This is a genomic window from Paenibacillus piri, assembly GCF_004354045.1.
Classification (GTDB): Bacteria; Bacillota; Bacilli; order Paenibacillales; family NBRC-103111; genus Paenibacillus_S; species Paenibacillus_S piri.
In genome coordinates this window covers 280,729-297,841 of sequence record NZ_SMRT01000003.1, presented here as the reverse complement: position 1 = coordinate 297,841, position 17,113 = coordinate 280,729, and the positions used below count along the sequence as shown (strand labels likewise).

At 51.7% G+C, this 17,113-nt stretch carries 12 protein-coding genes and 1 pseudogene; 3 read left to right on the top strand and 10 right to left on the bottom strand.

Annotated elements, in window-relative coordinates:
- Window positions 1-36: 36 nt before the first annotated feature.
- Window positions 37-1,146, bottom strand: a complete 1,110-nt coding sequence (locus E1757_RS09555) for a Gfo/Idh/MocA family protein (protein WP_133227123.1) — start codon at window positions 1,144-1,146, stop codon at window positions 37-39.
- A gap of 659 nt (window positions 1,147-1,805) precedes the next feature.
- On the opposite strand from E1757_RS09555, the gene E1757_RS09550 reads away from it, so the two are divergent.
- Window positions 1,806-3,158 (top strand): Nramp family divalent metal transporter, encoded by a 1,353-nt coding sequence (locus E1757_RS09550; protein WP_133227121.1) that lies wholly within the window; start codon window positions 1,806-1,808, stop codon window positions 3,156-3,158.
- 179 nt (window positions 3,159-3,337) lie between these two features.
- A complete protein-coding gene (locus E1757_RS09545) occupies window positions 3,338-4,930 on the top strand; it encodes an FMN-binding glutamate synthase family protein (protein ID WP_133227119.1) in 1,593 nt (530 codons plus the stop codon).
- Between the two features lie 24 nt (window positions 4,931-4,954).
- Here E1757_RS09545 and ytaF read toward each other — a convergent pair whose 3' ends face one another.
- The 3 genes and pseudogenes from ytaF to E1757_RS09535 form a co-directional block, all read right to left on the bottom strand.
- A complete protein-coding gene (ytaF, locus tag E1757_RS09540; protein WP_133227117.1) occupies window positions 4,955-5,590 on the bottom strand; it encodes a sporulation membrane protein YtaF in 636 nt (211 codons plus the stop codon).
- 105 nt (window positions 5,591-5,695) lie between these two features.
- Window positions 5,696-5,842, bottom strand: a pseudogene (locus tag E1757_RS36415) (S-layer homology domain-containing protein); the annotation flags it as partial.
- A 24-nt stretch (window positions 5,843-5,866) separates the two neighbouring features.
- A complete protein-coding gene (locus tag E1757_RS09535) occupies window positions 5,867-8,227 on the bottom strand; it encodes a S8 family peptidase (protein WP_246079106.1) in 2,361 nt (786 codons plus the stop codon).
- Window positions 8,228-8,625: 398 nt separating this feature from the next.
- Here E1757_RS09535 and E1757_RS09525 point away from each other — a divergent pair, with 398 nt between their 5' ends.
- A complete protein-coding gene (locus tag E1757_RS09525; RefSeq protein WP_133227115.1) occupies window positions 8,626-9,240 on the top strand; it encodes an FMN-dependent NADH-azoreductase in 615 nt (204 codons plus the stop codon).
- Window positions 9,241-9,478: 238 nt separating this feature from the next.
- Here E1757_RS09525 and E1757_RS09520 read toward each other — a convergent pair whose 3' ends face one another.
- From E1757_RS09520 to E1757_RS09495, 6 genes are all read right to left on the bottom strand, one after another.
- Entirely contained in the window at window positions 9,479-10,156 is a 678-nt protein-coding gene (locus E1757_RS09520) for a D-sedoheptulose-7-phosphate isomerase (protein WP_133227113.1), read from the bottom strand.
- Between the two features lie 32 nt (window positions 10,157-10,188).
- Complete coding sequence (locus E1757_RS09515; RefSeq protein WP_246079105.1) at window positions 10,189-11,025, bottom strand: carbohydrate ABC transporter permease; 837 nt, start codon at window positions 11,023-11,025, stop codon at window positions 10,189-10,191.
- Between the two features lie 26 nt (window positions 11,026-11,051).
- Complete coding sequence (locus E1757_RS09510; protein WP_133227111.1) at window positions 11,052-11,984, bottom strand: carbohydrate ABC transporter permease; 933 nt, start codon at window positions 11,982-11,984, stop codon at window positions 11,052-11,054.
- Window positions 11,985-12,046: 62 nt separating this feature from the next.
- Entirely contained in the window at window positions 12,047-13,438 is a 1,392-nt protein-coding gene (locus E1757_RS09505; RefSeq protein WP_246079122.1) for an extracellular solute-binding protein, read from the bottom strand.
- Window positions 13,439-13,518: 80 nt separating this feature from the next.
- On the bottom strand, window positions 13,519-16,011 hold the full coding sequence (locus tag E1757_RS09500; RefSeq protein ID WP_133227107.1) for an alpha-mannosidase: 2,493 nt from the start codon (window positions 16,009-16,011) through the stop codon (window positions 13,519-13,521).
- 41 nt (window positions 16,012-16,052) lie between these two features.
- Entirely contained in the window at window positions 16,053-17,036 is a 984-nt protein-coding gene (locus E1757_RS09495) for an ROK family protein (protein WP_133227516.1), read from the bottom strand.
- Window positions 17,037-17,113: the final 77 nt, after the last annotated feature.

Below are 17,113 nucleotides of genomic sequence, written 5' to 3'. Positions count from 1 at the left end.
TCAGCACATCCTTTTTTTCGTTATTGGTTTATCGGGCTACGCATCCAGCATATTGTATTTCAAACCAAGCGGCAGCGGTGCCGGGCGGTCGCAAGAAGCCTTGACGGCGACATGCCTGCCCGTTTCCGCGGACTCATAGATGCCGATCATGACGTCAAGCACATGGCGAGCCAACGTACCGCTTGCGCGGTGAGCCCGCCCCGAGCGGATCGCATAAGCCATGTCGGCAATGCCGATACCTCTGCTGTTTTCGGTAAATCCGTGCGAATACGGAAACTCCTTGACTTCGCCGTTCTGCTGCTTGATCATGAGAGGTCCGCTGAAATTGTTCGGGTCGGGAACGTAAAGTATGCCTTCCGTTCCGTATACTTCCATACGCGGCGTATATTTGAAGCCTTCCTTGGCAGCCTGCAGCCCGGCAATGACTCCGTTGTCAAATTGCAGCGAGGCCGCGATATTCGTCGGCGCTTCTACAGGCACGGTTTCGCCATAGCGCGGGGATGCCGGATTGTCGACGGTAATCTGCTGCTTCAGTTGGGCTGCGAATCCGCTGACATTGCCGATAGGACCGAGCAGAAATACCATGGCCGTAAGGTAATACGGCCCCATATCGAACAAAGGATCGCCGCCCAATCGAAGGAAGTTTTGAAAATTAGGATGCAGGCCGCCGGATCCTCCGCCCATAAAGATCGTCCCGTTAGCTGCATAAGGGGTACCGATCCAACCGTCGTCAATCAGCTTTCTGCATGTTTGCAGACCTCCTCCGAGAAACGTATCCGGAGCGCAGCCGACACGAAGACCTTTGGCTTCGGCCAAGGCAAGCACTTGATCCGCTTCTTCCCGATTCAAGGCAAACGGCTTTTCCGTATACACATGCTTGCCGGCTTCAAGCGCTTTCATATTGATCTGCGCATGAACCTTGGGAGCGGTCAAGTTGATAACGATTTCAATTTCGGGATCGGCCAGCAGCTCTTCAACCGAGCAAGCTTTCGGGACTCCGAATTCGTCGGCCTGTTTTCGCGCCAGCTCGGGAACCAAATCCGCGCATGCGACTACCTCCAAAATGTCAAACGTTTGCGTGCAGTTTTTCAAATAAATGCCGCTGATCTGGCCGCAGCCGATCAAGCCTACCTTCACTTTTTCCATTCCAATGATCGCTTCCTTTCTGACATTAGTCTATTTGCTTAAATACATCGTTATGAAAGAACATTTGCGGCAGTCGGCATGTCTGCCCGCTCCTCCAAACATAATACGGCCGGTATTCCCGCGCTACTGCCAGTTGTATAGTTTGGTGCAATTGCAAGTATCATTTTTAAACATTACTGTCTGTCGAATACATGCTCATCAAACGGCGGCAAGCATCCGCTTAATTAGATGATATCCTGCAACTGCGGGAACCGGACGACTATACTAGTATTCTAATATACCTTACATAAATTGGGAACACCAAAATCGAGGCGAGCCGAGCTGCACCGGGCCTCATCGCCCAATCGCAGCTCATTTGCCGGCCCCTTGACATTTTTTAACGCGAACGTACGTTTTGGATTGTGTAAAAGTGAATGAAAAAAAGGCATTCATAACTGCCGCCAGTTTGAATGCATTTTCATTGCCTGATTTTCGTACTGCTGCCTGGTCTCGCACCTGGGTGCGCGAAATATTTATTTGTACCGGGGAAAAATTTTGTTGCGTAAGCAATACTTTTGGAGTAGTATAATAATCATCATTCAATTGCGAGGCATAAATTTTTTTTACTTTAAAAGTTGCCCGAAAGCAACTTAATTGCCAAAAGGAAAGAAGGCTGTACGATGGAAATCGTCACAAATGAAAAATCGGTATCGAAACCTGAATCCGGTTGGGCTAAAGAAAGAAATTCCGTCAGCCTGCCGGAAGTTTATAAGTCCGTATCCATTCCGAAGAAAGGAAGTTTTCTGCGCAAGCTGCTTGCTTTCGCAGGACCCGGTTATTTGGTTGCCGTAGGGTACATGGATCCCGGAAACTGGGCTACCTCGTTGGCGGGCGGGTCCGCATTCAGTTACTCCCTGCTGTCGGTCATTCTCATTTCCAACCTGATGGCCATCCTGCTTCAAGCCTTATCGGCCCGCTTGGGCATAGCGACCGGCAGGGACCTCGCCCAGGCATGCAGAGACCATTTCAGCAAGCCGGTCAATTTCTCTTTATGGATCTTATGCGAGCTCGCCATTGCCGCTTGCGACTTGGCGGAGGTTATCGGTTCGGCGATTGCGCTTCAACTGCTGTTCGGTCTGCCGCTATTGGCGGGGGTTCTGATTACTTCGCTCGATGTCATGCTGGTGCTTCTGCTGCAAAACAAAGGCTTCCGCTATATCGAAGCCATTGTTATAGCTTTTATTGCAACGATCATGGTATGCTTCGGGATCGAAATGTTTTTATCCAAGCCTGATATCGCCGCGGTTGTGGGAGGGTTTGTCCCCAGTGCGGAAATCGTAAAAAATCCCGAAATGCTCTATATTGCGCTCGGCATACTTGGCGCTACGGTGATGCCGCATAACCTTTATTTGCATTCTTCCATTGTTCAAACGAGACATTATGAAGAAACGACGGAAGGCAAACGTTCTGCGATTAAATTCGCAACGATCGATTCGACCGTTGCTTTAATGCTTGCTCTATTTGTCAATGCAGCTATTCTGATTTTAGCCGCTGCGGCCTTCCACACGACAGGACATACCGAGGTGGCTGAAATTCAGGACGCGCATCAGCTGCTGACTCCTTTACTGGGAACCGGGCTTGCGAGTATATTATTTGCCGTAGCTCTTTTGGCATCGGGCCAAAACTCGACGCTGACCGGCACGCTCGCTGGGCAGATTGTGATGGAAGGCTTCTTGAATATCCGACTCAAGCCTTGGATCCGCAGACTCATTACCCGCCTGATCGCCATCATCCCCGCGGTGATCGTCATCGCCATCTATGGAGAAAAAGGCAGCGGCGATCTGCTCATCCTGAGCCAGGTTATTCTTTCGTTACAGTTATCTTTTGCAGTTATTCCTCTAGTTATGTTCACAAGCGATAAAAAGAAAATGGGACCTTTTGTTGCGCCAAAATGGATGGGCGTATCGGCCTGGGTTGTCGCTGTCATTATCGCCGTTCTTAACGCATATTTGTTGTATGGAACCATTTTTTAATCAAACAGGTTGAAATTATAAGCAGCCTTGATTGACGGGAACCCGGAAATCAAGGCTTTTTTCTATTTGCTCTATTGCTAAACTCAAATAAATGAGAAGAAGTTCAATTCAATTGGTAATTCGTGCTATACTTGTTTCGTTCCGCATTATACTTCACTAGCGTTACGGAGGGGTTAATCATGACGCCTGTTGTCCTGCTGGTCATTCTGCTCGTTATCGTTACATTGCCCTTGATCGTTTTTTTCGGCTATATGTACGCCTTGTCCAAAAAGCCAAAGCATTCCATCATTCGCTCTCATCCGTTTCTTGGCTGGGTGCGTTATTTGCTTGAAAAGCTGGGGCCCGAGTTCCGCCAGTACTGGTTTGACCATGATACGGAAGGCAAGCCGTTCTCGCGAGCCGATTTTATCGGAATTGTGTATGCGGCGAAATACCGGACGGATCTCATCTCCTTCGGCGGCAGACGCGATTATGAGAAGCCGGGCTTCTATTTGTCCAATGCCATGTTCCCGAAATTGACGAGTGAGCTAAGGGTGGATAACGAAGCGCTCATTCCCGGAAAAAAATATGTGATTACCGATGAAGGATTGTTTACAAGAAAGGAAGCATTCGTGGAGGAACAAGTGAAGCCATGGCTGCTGCATGACGAAGATGTTATTGTGGTAGGCGAAAACCGCAAATACCCTTGGCGGCTCAAGGGCATGTTCGGCGCTTCGGCCACTTCCTACGGGGCTGTCGGCGAGCACTACATTCAGTCCACAGGCAGCGGCGCCTTCATGGCGGGCGGCTCCTGGATCAATACCGGCGAGGGCGGAGTCGCAAACGTACACCTGTTCTCGGGCGCGGATATCGTCTCGCAGATCGGACCCGGCCTGTTCGGCTTCCGCGATGAAACCGGCCGCTTCTCCATAGAGGAGTACAAACGCAAGGCCGGCGTTCCGGCTATCAAGGCATTCGAGCTGAAGCTTCATCAGGGCGCGAAAATACGCGGCGGGCATCTCGAAGGTGCTAAGGTTACGGAAAAAGTCGCGGCAGCCCGCCTGGTGCCCGTAGGGAAAACGGTCAATTCACCGAACCGCTTCGAATTTCTCACCAATCCGGCGGAGACGCTTCGCTTCATAAGCACTCTGCAGGAAGAAGGCGGCAAGCCGGTGGGCGTCAAAATCGTTGTCGGCGATCCGAAGCGGCTCGAGCCGTTTTTTCAATCGATGGTCGAGTTGAACATATATCCGGATTTCATTACCGTCGACGGCTCCGAGGGCGGTTCCGGAGCGACGTTCAAGGCAATGGCGGACGGCATGGGGCTGCCGCTCTTCGCTGCGCTGCTGATCCTTGACGATACCGCCAGAAAATTCGGCGTCCGCAGCCGGTTCCAAATTTTCGCTTCCGGCAAGCTGATTACGCCCGACAAAGCGGCGATCGCCTTGGCGCTCGGGGCGGACTGCGTCAACTCCGCGCGCGGCTTTATGATGGCCAACGGCTGCATCATGGCGATGCAATGCCATACCGGCAAGTGTCCGACCGGGATTACGACGACGGATTCCAAATATCAGGAGGCATTGGCTCCGGAAGAGAAACAATGGCGCGTGATGAACTATATTATTCAGATGAGAGAAGGCTTGTTTTCGCTGGCGGCCGCATGCGGCCTGGAGAGTCCGCGCGAACTCAACCGGGAGCATGTGGTGTTTACGAACGAAAACGGGCAAAGCGTCCGAATCGCGGATTTGTTTCCTTATCCGGCGCCTGCTGCAGGAGAGAACGCTGTCTCCTAATTTAGGCTGCGAGGGCCTCAGGTCTCAATTAAACAACGAATTGCATGCAATACCTAACAGGAGAATTCCGCTTAAAATCGTACCGAACTGCCCTAAGGTGAACGAACCGATGCGGACCCCCGCTACTTTTCGCCCTAAAGTAACGCCGAACCAAACCGTCACGAAGCTGCCGAGCGCAGCCGTCAAGGAGATGGCCAGCGGAGACAGGCCAAGCAAGCCTGCGCCTAATCCGTTGGTGATGGCATTCGCGGACAGCGCGATACCGAGAATGACAGACTCGCCCCAACCGATTTCCCCCGATTTATCGGCATCCGCCGCCTCCGGATTTTGCAGCAGCCCTTTTAACGACTTGGCATCGGCGCGATCTTCGGAGGGTTGCTGCACATCATGATTTTTACGGGGAAATGCCAATAAAATGATGCGAATCCCGATAATCACCAGCAAGAACGCCCCCACCAATACGGGGAAGATGCCGGGCAGCACTTCGGAAAGCCATTGGCCGCCGCTAAGCCCTGCTTCACTGAACAAAAAACAAATTATCGCGATGATCAGATTCGATATAAAACCGATCCGGATTCCCCGAATTCCGTATGAAATCCCTACACCCAAATTATCCAAACTCGATGAAACGGCAAATCCTAAAATCAACAGCCATGCCATATCGTTTCACTCCTCAACACTTTTTACAGTATCGTATGGATCTTGTTGAGAAAATGTGCTTATCCACTCAAAAAGTGTTGAGAAAATTTCAACATCGTATCGTTTCTAATTCAATATACGTGTCAGCATGCTTACGAACTCGGCCCGCGTCGCGTGCTGCTCCGGACGGAAGCTCCCGTCCGCAAATCCGCTAATCCGGCCTTCCGCTTTCATCTGCTTTAGAATACCGATGCCCCAGTCACCCTCTTGAACATCGGTAAAAGGAAGCGGCCCCTGCTACGAGCCGCCCAACTTCATAATTCGCGCGATGATCGCAGTCATTTCCAGACGCGTAAGGGATCGGTCCGGAGCGAACGTTTGATCCGGATATCCGTCCATCATACCCGCCTGCACCGCTTTTGCGATGTACGGATAAGCCCAGTGGCTGGAACCAAGATCCGTATAGCGGATTTCTACCTGCCCCGAAAGCTTGAATCCGCGAGTAAGGATAGCGGCTGCCTCCGCTCGTGTAATCGGCCGATCAGGCATAAACCTCTGAAGGGCATAGCCGTCAATCATATTGCGTTCCGCCGCCAGTACAATTTGATCGGCCGCCCAATGTCCCTTGATATCGGTATACCCCCCAAGAACAGGCTTGACTGCCGCTTCAAGCCCGTAATACTGATCCTCGAACGCCCCGTTTGCAGTGAGCTGGATATAATAATTGCCCGGCTGCAGACGCCGGCTCAGGGCAATGTCCGCAGTTCCGGATGAACCGGCTGAGGAATCGATCAGCTTCAAGGTGCTGTTGTAAGCGGACATCGTCATCTGTATATGACTCGGGATGCTGGACAAATGAAGCTCGACAACACTATCCTCAACGACGTTGAGCGAAAACCAGCTCGCGTCATGTTTACTGTCGATAAACCCTTGATATAAAGTATCTTTTTGCATGGCGGTGGCTAAATACGGTTTATTGTTCGGTTTATTCGGATCGAGCAATTTAGGCTTGTAATCAATGGCAAGCGTGTACTCGCCCGTGATCGGCGATGTATATCCCTTTGCGTTGCTGACACGAATGTAATAATCTCCGGGGTATACGTCCATTTCAGGAAGATATTCCGTCTCGCCTTCACCGCCCCGATCTATCGTAATGCCTTTCTCGCCTCGCTTCTGGACGAGCAGAACCGGATCCATCCGCGCCGTATCTACCGATAGCTCCATACTTAGCCTGCCGGTGCGGTCGATAGGAAGCATATACCAGTCTTGTTCGTTATTGCGATGAAAAGTTCCTGTAATGCTCTGACTTCCTGTCGGCAAAACATATGCCTTATACTGTAAATCATTATCCGCATACCGATCTTTATATATTTCAAAGTCAGTCGTCAGCTTAAACATAAGCCTTTGTTTCACGGAATGATCTTTAAGCTGCAGCTTGAGATAGCTCTTGCCCTTGGAAACCGGCAGCGTAACGGATTTGCCTATCATCAGGTTATAATCGTTCGTTTTTCCCTGGGCATCCGTATGTGTAACAACTACCTCATACGTGCCTTCCATTCCCAGCTCAAGCCTGACGCTGCCGTCATACGGCGCATCGAACGTATACCAGCTCTGATCTTCCCCGTTGGCAAACGAAGCGCTGATCATTTTGGACACGGAAATCGGTTTGGCCTGCTCCTTGCGGCTGTTGGGCTTGTACATATCATCGGAAAAAGCGTTGTTCATTACACGGTCGGCCCGCAGCAAGCCATATCCGGTTTCGGAATTCCAACCGTTCCCGCTCAGCTCCTCGGAGGTTTGCCGAATAAGGCTTCGAATCTGATACGGCTTCATCCAAGGATATTTGGTCCATGCCAAAGCGCAAACAGCAGCTACTTGGGGCGCAGCCATTGAAGTCCCGTCCTTATATTCATATCCGCCGCCAAGCGCCGTCGTAAACACATCCCATGGCGCAACGACATCTATCTCCGGTCCGGTATTGGAAAGTCTGTGCGCTTTTTTGTCTATTGACATGCCCCCGACAGCCAGCACAGTGGGATAGGCGGCAGGGTATTTGATTCGGTTTCGTTCGTTGCCTGTCGCGGCTACGAGAAGGACATCTCGATCCTCAGCATAACGCACGATTTCCCTAAGATAGCTTGAATCTTTGTTGAGACCAAGAGACAGGACGACGATCTTCGCTCCGTTGTCCACCGCATAGCGAATTCCTTCTCCGAGCTTCGTCTCGCTTCCGGTACCGTCTCCTTCCAACGCTTTAATCGGCATCAGCTTTGTTTTCCAAAGGATGCCGGCAATTCCCTTATCATTGTTAGCCGCTGCTCCGATAATGCCGGCGACATTGGTGCCATGTCCATTGTCGTCCTGAGGCGGCTGCCTGGGGACGATCAAATTGACCCCTTCCACCAAATTCGGAGTAAGGTCGGGATGGCTGAGATCGATACCGGTATCAACGACAGCGATAACCAAAGAGTCGCCGCCGGTTGCGACATCCCATGCCTCTTCAATATGTATTTGCTTCAGATAAGCTTGTTTATCGACAAAAGGATCGTTGGCATGAGCCGAAATACGAACGTCCTTATGTTCGGCCGCCCACGCATGCTGCACGTAAAAGAACATCATCCCTATCACAACAAGGCACAAAACAAAACGTTTGCTCATTCTATAAGTCATCATAGGCTTTCCTTTGGCAATCTATTTTAACGGTCCGTATCCGCTCCATTCAGCGGCCGATTATGTTGAATTCCGTTGGGGGCCGGCGAATAATGTCTAATTTTAAGAGTACACTATTCCTTCTCGTCTGAAAAGTGCCAACAAACCCAATCCTTTGTCCGGAGCCGCTTCCATCGTGCGGGATCGATTTGCGCTTGACATGCAGCTAAATGGCTGCATATAATACGATATGGATACGTATTTAAGGCTTTAGCAGATGGAAGCCGAAGACAGCTGCCCGATCAGCTCTATAAGAGAAGTGGACAAACCTTGGGCGAGCTGTGCGACCATCTGGAGTCATGACGCGCCAATCGGCAACCAAACATGATCACATGGAGGAAAAGAACATGGCAAACGTATTGTTTATTAAGGCAAACAATTGCTCGGCGGAAGATTCGGTAAGCGTGAGAATGTACGATACATTCTTGGCAAGCTACAAGGAAACGCATCAGGACGACGAGATCGTGCAAACGGATTTGTTTTCGGAACACCTCCCCTACTTGGGAGGCACGATGATTACAGGAAATTACAAGGTAGCCAACGGCTATTCGCTCACCCCGGAGGAGGAAGCCGAGCAGGCGTTTGTCCGCAAGCATCTGGAGCCGTTTCTGGCGGCGGACAAAGTCGTCATCGCCTTCCCGCTCTGGAACTTGACGGTTCCCGCCGTACTGCACACATACCTCGATTATTTGCATCAGCCGCGAAAAACTTTCAAATATTCGGACGCGGGTCTGGTCGGGCTGCTGCCGGGCAAGAAGGTCGCTTTGTTGAATGCCAGAGGCGGCACGTATCGGGATGAAGATGAAATCGCGGTCAATTTCGTCAAGAAGCATTTGCAGGTATTCGGCATTACCGACTTTACAATGGTCAGGATCGAGGGGCACAGGCAAGCTCCCGGCCGCAGCGAGGAGATTATTGTGGACGGGCTCAGGGCTACGGACCAGGCGGCGAGAATGTTCTAACGCCGAAGTGTTTGAGCTTCGAAGTCATCTCCAAAGACCGTTCCCGTCCATTAATCGATAGTCTCTACATTGCCGATATGCAAGTCTAATGGAAAGCGAATGGAGAATGCAGGGAGCCCCCGATTATGCTCGGAAATATGCTGCGCATAATTTCCTAAACAGGCACGAAAAACCCGGCGGCTGGCCAGGTCCTTGTATAAAGCTTATATGTTTGTACGTACGGGACGCCAGCCGATAGCTAGGCGCCGCAAGTATCCGTCGACCGGGGAAACGCCGTTTCGGAGTCGGAAAAAAACTCCTCTTCCAGGGCGATGCATATGGCATGATAAATAGGCAGATGGCGCTCCTGAATATCGGGAGTGCTGTTATAAGGAACGCAAATCGTTACATCGCATATGTCCTTCATGCGTCCGCCGTCGCCTCCGGTAAGTCCGATCGCTGTCGCTCCCAGCGCTTTGGCTACCTGGAGGGCGTAGACGACATTTTTCGAGCTGCCCGACGTGCTGATTCCGATCACCGCATCGCCGGGCTTCACATAGCCGAACACTTGCTGGGCGAACACCATGTCGGGAGCGACATCGTTGGCAAAAGCGGTGCTTACGGCTGTTTGGCTGACCAGGGAAATGGCCGGGAGCGCCCCTTGAAGATGATTGGCCAAATAATCCCCTTCTCCGGGAAAGGCCGTCTCCAGCTTGACCCGAACCTCATCCGAGACCGGACGGCGCATCATGAAGCCCTTCATCAATTCGCCGACGATATGCTCGCTGTCCGCAGCGCTTCCGCCATTGCCGCATACCAATATTTTTCCGCCCTTGCGGTATGCTGCGGCCAAAGCTTCAACCGTCAGGATAATCGCCGGAAAGCAGCTTTCCAGGTCGGGGTATTTGCGCATTAATTTTTTGATTTCCTTTTCCATATCGGGTCACCTGCCCTATTGGTTTTAATCGGCTATCCCTTGACTGCGCCGCCCAGCGTGAAGCCTCCGCCGAGCCATTTGGTCATGACGGCATAGAGGATAATAACCGGCAGCGTATAAATAATGGAGAACGTGGCCAGCCCGCTGTAATCCGTCGTATACTGGCTAAAAAATTGATAGATGGTTACCGCCGCAGGAAGATGATCCCCTTGCAGCAGGATGAACGGGGTGATGAAGTTCCCCCATGCATGGACAAACGTATAAATCCCTACAACGGAAGCGCCAGGGATGACGAGAGGCGCGACAATCCGCAGCAAAGCCTGGAACGTGCTGCAGCCCTCCACACTGGCCGATTCCTCCAGTTCCCGGGGAACCGCATCTATGAAGCCCTTCATCATCCAGGTCGCAAAGGGCAGAGACGTCGCCGCCATAAACAGAATGGTGCTCCATAAGGAATTGATCATGCCGTAGCTGACATAAAACTCGTATACCGGCACCATAAGCGCAACCATGGGCAAACCTGTCGAAAAAATCATCGCATAAACAAACGAATTCTTAAACGGCAGCGAAAATCGGGATAACGGATACGCAGCCAGAGCGGCTATGATCACAGTGAGCAGCATCGTGCCGAATGACAAATAGATCGAATTCAGAAACGATTTCATATTGTCCGGCGAAAACACCTTGATGTAATTGGTCCATGTAAAGCTTTCCAACGGTATGACGGACAGTGTTGCATGCTCCTTCAAGGAGCTGATCACAACCCAAATCAACGGGATGGTAAACAGCAAGCCGATGACGAGCAGCAGCAGATCGCCAAGCTTGTGCAGCATAGGACTCCGGGTCGAATGCGATTGTATCAATGTCATCACTCCCTGCTTTTATTCGCTTGCCATCATTGGCTGCCTTGCTTTTTCAATATTTTCATATAAACGACAGAGAGCAGCGCTCCAATTATTAGCAAAATGACCGAGATCGCCGAACCGTACGAGAGCTGGTATTGGGAAAACGCCTTATCGTACATCAACACGGAAAGCACTTGCGTTTTATTGCCGGGACCGCCGCCCGTCATCGAATAAATCAAGGTGAAGTTATTTAACGTGCCCAATGTGATCAGCACCAGATCGATCAGAATCGCTTCGCTGATCATCGGAATCGTAATGTAAATCAGGCGCCGCCAAGAGGAAGCTCCGTCCACTTCGGCGGCCTCTTTCATTTCCGGCGGGATATTGGCGATCGCAGCTGTGAAAATAAGCATGGAGAAGGCCACGCCTCTCCAGGCGTTGCCCAAGGAAACGGATAGCATCGGATGTTCGATCAGCCATGTTTCGTACGGAATATGCAGGAAGCCCAGTATGTTATGAAGAACGCCGCCGTCCGATAAGAGCGCGAACCACATGAAGGAGGCGACAATTTCCGGTATGACCCAGGCCAAAATAATGACGCCGCCGACAATCGTCCGAGTCCATCTAAGCCGTTTCTCCAGAAGCAGCGCAAGAAAAAAACCGAGCACGCATTGCCCCAGGAAGGCGGAACCTGCAAAGTAAATCAAGCTCAATCGGACAGAGTTGAAAAACTCGGCGTCGCCAAACAGGTTGATGTAGTGAGTGAAGCCCACCCAGCTCCAGTTCACCGCGGTGGTTCCCGTAAGCTGCATATTGGTGAACGATAAAAAGAAGGTCCAGATAACCGGCCAAGCCAAAAAAATGATCAGGATGACCACTAGCGGGGCTAGCAGGACCGCGGAGATCAGCAGCTCATTGCGCCGCTTGGAAGACAGCCGTCTTTTGCCGGTTCTTTCCCGTTCGTTGGCCAGTACCGTGTTCAATTGAAATCACCTCGTTTGTGAGGCAGGCCTTTGCAAGCAAAGACCTGCCATTTGATTCGTTATTATTTTGTCGCAGTCTCCACTTTGTCCGCACCGGCGATCTTCGTTACCTCTTTCGCATATTGTTCCGCAGCTTGCTCCGCAGTCGCGCTGCCTTGGGCGATATCTCCTGTCAGGCGCGCTATAACTTCGGAAATTTGCGGGTATCCTTCTATAGAAGGACGGTAATGCGTATTGGCTACATATTTAATCGATTCTTTTAACCATTTGTTGGTTTCCAGCCCTTTTTGCATGACCGGATGCGATTCGACATCGCTTCTCGGAGGAATGGAGCCTTTCAGACTGTTGTACAGCGCAAGGTTATCCTTGTTGGAAGCCACTTTAATAAATTCGGCCGCAAGGTCCGCATTTTTGGACTTCGCGCTGATCGACAGCGCCCAGCCGCCGGACTGATTGGTGAAGGACGGGTTTTGGCCATCCGAGGTCGGAATTTTGGCTACTCCGTACTCATCGAAGCCTTCCGCCCAAGGCTGCGGTCCTGTAGGTAAAAAGTTGCTTCCGATCCAGCTGCCGTCGAACACCATTCCCACTTGATGCTTCGGCATCAGCTCCCGGTTCACGATAGACGAGGCATTCGTATTCGTCCAATATTTTTGCGGCTCGAGCAATCCCAATTTTGTCACTTGCTCAAGGAATTTCCACGTTTTATCGAACCCTTTGCCGCCGGTCACCCATTTTTTACTGTCGTAGTTGTACATCGTATTTTCCGTTCCCAGCAGAAATACCTGGAATCCACGGAACGTTGAAGCTTCCCCAAGCGCTTTGCCGGCATACAGCCATATCGGAACCAGATTGGAATCCAGCTTTTTGATCGCCTGGCCGGCATCGATAATTTCCTGCCAGTTTTTCGGCTGCCACTGGGTTGGAAGTCCCGCTTTTTCGAACAGCTTTTTGCTATAATAAATCACTTGTACGTCCGTATTATTCATAACGCCGTATACTTTGCCATCCGCCTTCACGATATCCTGCATCGCGGGGTAGAACGAGCTCCATTCCGACCATTGTTCAATGCCTGGAATCGGCTGCAAATAACCGGCTTTCGCATCGGGACCGATCATAAAAGAGTCTTCGTAGACCAAATCCGGGGATGTCTGCTCGCTTCTGAGCATCAAGGTCAATTTCGTATAATAATCGTTGCCGCCCGCATTAATCGGGACATATTCGAGCGTTACCCCTTTATGCTGTTCCTCGAACTGCTTTTTCGCCGCACCCAGCCATTCCTTGATCGGCTTCGTATCGCCATATTCGCCATAGGCGATTTTGAGCGTAGCCGTTTTGGGAGCGGCGCCTCCAGCCTCGGCATTTTTTGGTGAATTGTTCGCAGCCGGCTGCGAGCAGCCAACGAGTGAGGGCAGCATGGCTGCAATGAATAAGCAGGTACCGATAGGTTTCATTCTTTTCACTTTCCATCACGCTCCGGTTATTATTTTAAAACAATAATTGCCTTGTTTCTCAGACCCTGCCTTGAGACGGGTTATGCTTGCAGCTCGAGCATATTGACTTCCCTGACAGCCGCTTCCGCATCGTCGGGAATGAACAGCGTCTTAATTTCGTATTTGCCAAATGGAACGTTCCACGTACGGCCAAGCATCGGAATGGCGATCTCGACGACTTCCTCCCGACCGTTTGTTTCATAGCAGCGGAGTATGTAACCGTCGTCGTCCTCCGATCGTTTGAATGCGGCGGCGATAACATGGGAAGCCGAAATGCGTATTCCCTCCGAGCTTTGAGGCAGAGCGCCCTTATGATAAGTTTCAATGATCGATACAGGCGGGACATTGAACTCCATTGCTTTTCTGGTCGCATCCCCCGTCCGCCAGTCCCCTTCGTGGGGGATAAGCGCATAGCCGAATTGCTGTATGCCCTGATCCATAAATTCGCATTCTTCATCCCTGTCGCCGTAATGATCGGCAAATATCGCTCCCCGGGCGACGGTCATCCGCATATCGTTATCTTTAACATCGAAGCTGTATTTGGCATCGTTCACGAGCGTCAAACCGTAGCTGTCCAAGCTTCCATCCGCATGAACCCCCGTTACGCTCAGCCACTGCTGGCCAGGCTCCTCCTCCCCGTTAACCGGTCTTTCAATATGACCGTACGGAATTTCATAGGCAGCCTTCGGATCGGCAATACGAGCAGGGAAAGACAGCTTCAGCATCTTATGCTCCTCTCTCCAGTCAAGCTTTACTTTGACCTCGATGCCCGGCTTGTCTCTGTAGAGAATGAAATCCTGCCGCAGCACGGAACGGTTATACCGGCTGACAACACGCAGCCTTGCCCGCAATGGACCTTGCTCCATCAGCTTAATGTCCGCATCGCCGAATTTGGCGACTTCGTTGCGGAATTCGAAAATGCCATGCGCCCAAGTATCACAATGATGCTCGTCAATGACAACCGGAACGGCGGCTTTGCCGTTAAATACCTCGACGCCGTTTTGTTTGTCAAAAAGGCTCGCGATATGCCCGGTATGCGCTTCCAATTCAAGCCGGTACCAATCGTTTTCCAGCACGTTGCGGTCGGCTGCGAGCTGCCCGGATGGAGCAGGCGAAAATGATTTTTCTTTATAAATCCAATAGACCCGGTATCCCATAGCGGGGATTTTTCCCATAAACAGCGTATCGTATTTATCGGTCCGGTTCGTTCTCGATCCCCGTACCACCTGAAGATCAACGGCTGCGCCCTGATCATCGGTTATTCCTTTGACCGTCTTATTGACATGAATTGGCGCATGAACCTCCCATGACAACGGGTTAAACACGACCAGCGGTATGCCTTCGTCCTTTTGCTCCCAAAGCGCCCAATCCATGTCCTTGCTTAAAGCCTGGATGCCGTCCTTCATCGTATCGATGGACCACGAAATTTTTTGCAGGGCGGCATTCAGAGAAACCGCAGCCGTATGCAGCGCTTCCCCGTACGAGTCCCGGGCGTCCTCATAAGCCTCTTTGATCGAACAACCGCCCATAATATCGTGGAAGTGGTTGAACATGACATTTTCCCAGCCCCGGCGAAGCTCGCGTTCCGGATAAGCCAAGCCCAATTGACGATAGGCGATCGTGCTGAATTTTTCCGCGGTCAGCAGCCGGTGCTCCGCTTTCCGGTTTAACGCTTTCGTCTCCGAATGCGCGGAGTAGCATCCGCTCGCATGATGCTGCAGGTCGTCGCGGAAAACAGGGAGCTCTGCGCCGATCCGTTCCATTTCCGCAAAATAGGCGTTCGGCGAGCTGAGCTTTATTTTATCGCTTCCGTATGTTTGCTGAAGACTGTGAATTGATTGCAGGTTGGCAATGGTCGGTCCTCCGCCATGATTGCCGACTCCGTAAAAATTCATGAAGCTATGACCGTCCTGATCCGCTAAAGCCATCACATCCTGAACCTTTCCTTTGAACGGGTCTTCATGCTTGTCGGAGCTCGCCCAGTTGCCGTAGCTGAACGGAATGCGGAAGGTCATTACCCGGCTGCCGTCGATGCTCTCCCACCAGAACAGGCTGCGATCCATGCTTTTCTCCTGCTCGTTGGGCCGCATGTACACATAAGCGTCCATGCCGCTTTTCTTTAAAATTTGCGGGAGCATGCCATGATGTCCGAATGAATCTACGTTGTAGCCGACCCGGGCCATGACCGAAAATTTTTCCAAAAAGTATCGCTGACTGTACAAGCCGTGCCGCACAAACGATTCGCCCGACGGAAGGTTGCAATCCGGTTGAATCCACCAGCCTCCGACAACGACCCATCGTCCTTCCTTGATACGTTCGCGAATTTCCTCGAACATCTCCGGGGCGTTCTCCTCTACCCATCTGTAGTATGCCGCGCCCGCGCAGGTGAACACGAAATCGGGAAACTCCCGCAGACGATCCAGCGCGGAACGGAATGTCGCCTTGATTTCCGCATAGCCTTCCTGCCACTGCCAGAGCCATACCGGGTCCAAATGCGCGTTCCCTATCATATGAATATCGGTTTTAGATGCCATTACCACTCATCCTTTCGTTTCGTTTCATGTTATGCAGCTGCTCAAGACTGGCTCAAATGCAGCGTTCTGGCAACGGATAGGGCCGCCATATCGCCGACCTGCTCTCCAAGCCCGGCCGGAACGATTTCGCAAACCGCCAAGGCGCCGGGAAGCGCCTCCTTGTGCAGTTCCTCCATCATGTAAGGCTCAATCAGCTTTTTTTGCCGGTTATAAATGCTGCCGATCACAATTTTATCCGGATTGAGAATGTCGATCAAGACGGACAGCCCGCGTCCGAGGTTTCGCCCCACCTCCTGGAATATTTGAAGGGCCAGCCGGTCGCCCGCAAGCGCCGCATCCGCAATGTCTCTTGTCGTAATCAATTCGATCGCCTCGGCGCTTTTGCAAAACGTCGGGAGCTCCCCGCCGGCTTCGAGCTGCTCCTGCACAATCCCCTGCGCCAGCCGCTTAATGCCTCCTCCGCTGCAAAATCCTTCAAAGGAACCGGCCTTGTTATGTCCGACAGGGCCCTGCTCGGCGAGGCGAATATGCCCGATTTCGCCCGCAAGATTGTTCGTGCCGGAATATAACCGCCCGTCAAGAACAAGCCCTGCTCCCATACCTGTACCGAAGGTCAGGAAAATCATATTGCGGCTGCCGATTCCCGCACCCCACAGCCACTCGGCCAGCGCGCAGGCGTTGGCGTCGTTCTGCAGAGCCGCAGGCACTCCGAAATGTTCGACCAGCGGGCTAACGACGTCCACCTTGCTCCAAAGAGGCAGGTTGGGCGGGGATAAGATAAGCCCCCGTTCGGAATCAAGGGGCCCCCCGCAGCTGACTCCTATCGCCTTCAAGTGTTCTCTTGCTGCCGGATTCCTGCTAAACAGCCGGTCAAGTTCGTCTATCGCACACTTTAATGCTGCCGTCGGAGCGGGGGCTGTCGGAAATGAGGCTTTATCTAACAGTTCAATACCGTTTTCTGTGGAATGGCCCAATGTGACGGCACATTTAGTGCCTCCGATATCTACTCCGGCGTACATATCCATTTTTGACAAAATACCCTCCCAGTACGTTCCGTATCCATATTTTGATGGCCGCAGCTTGCAGAATGCAATTATTACGT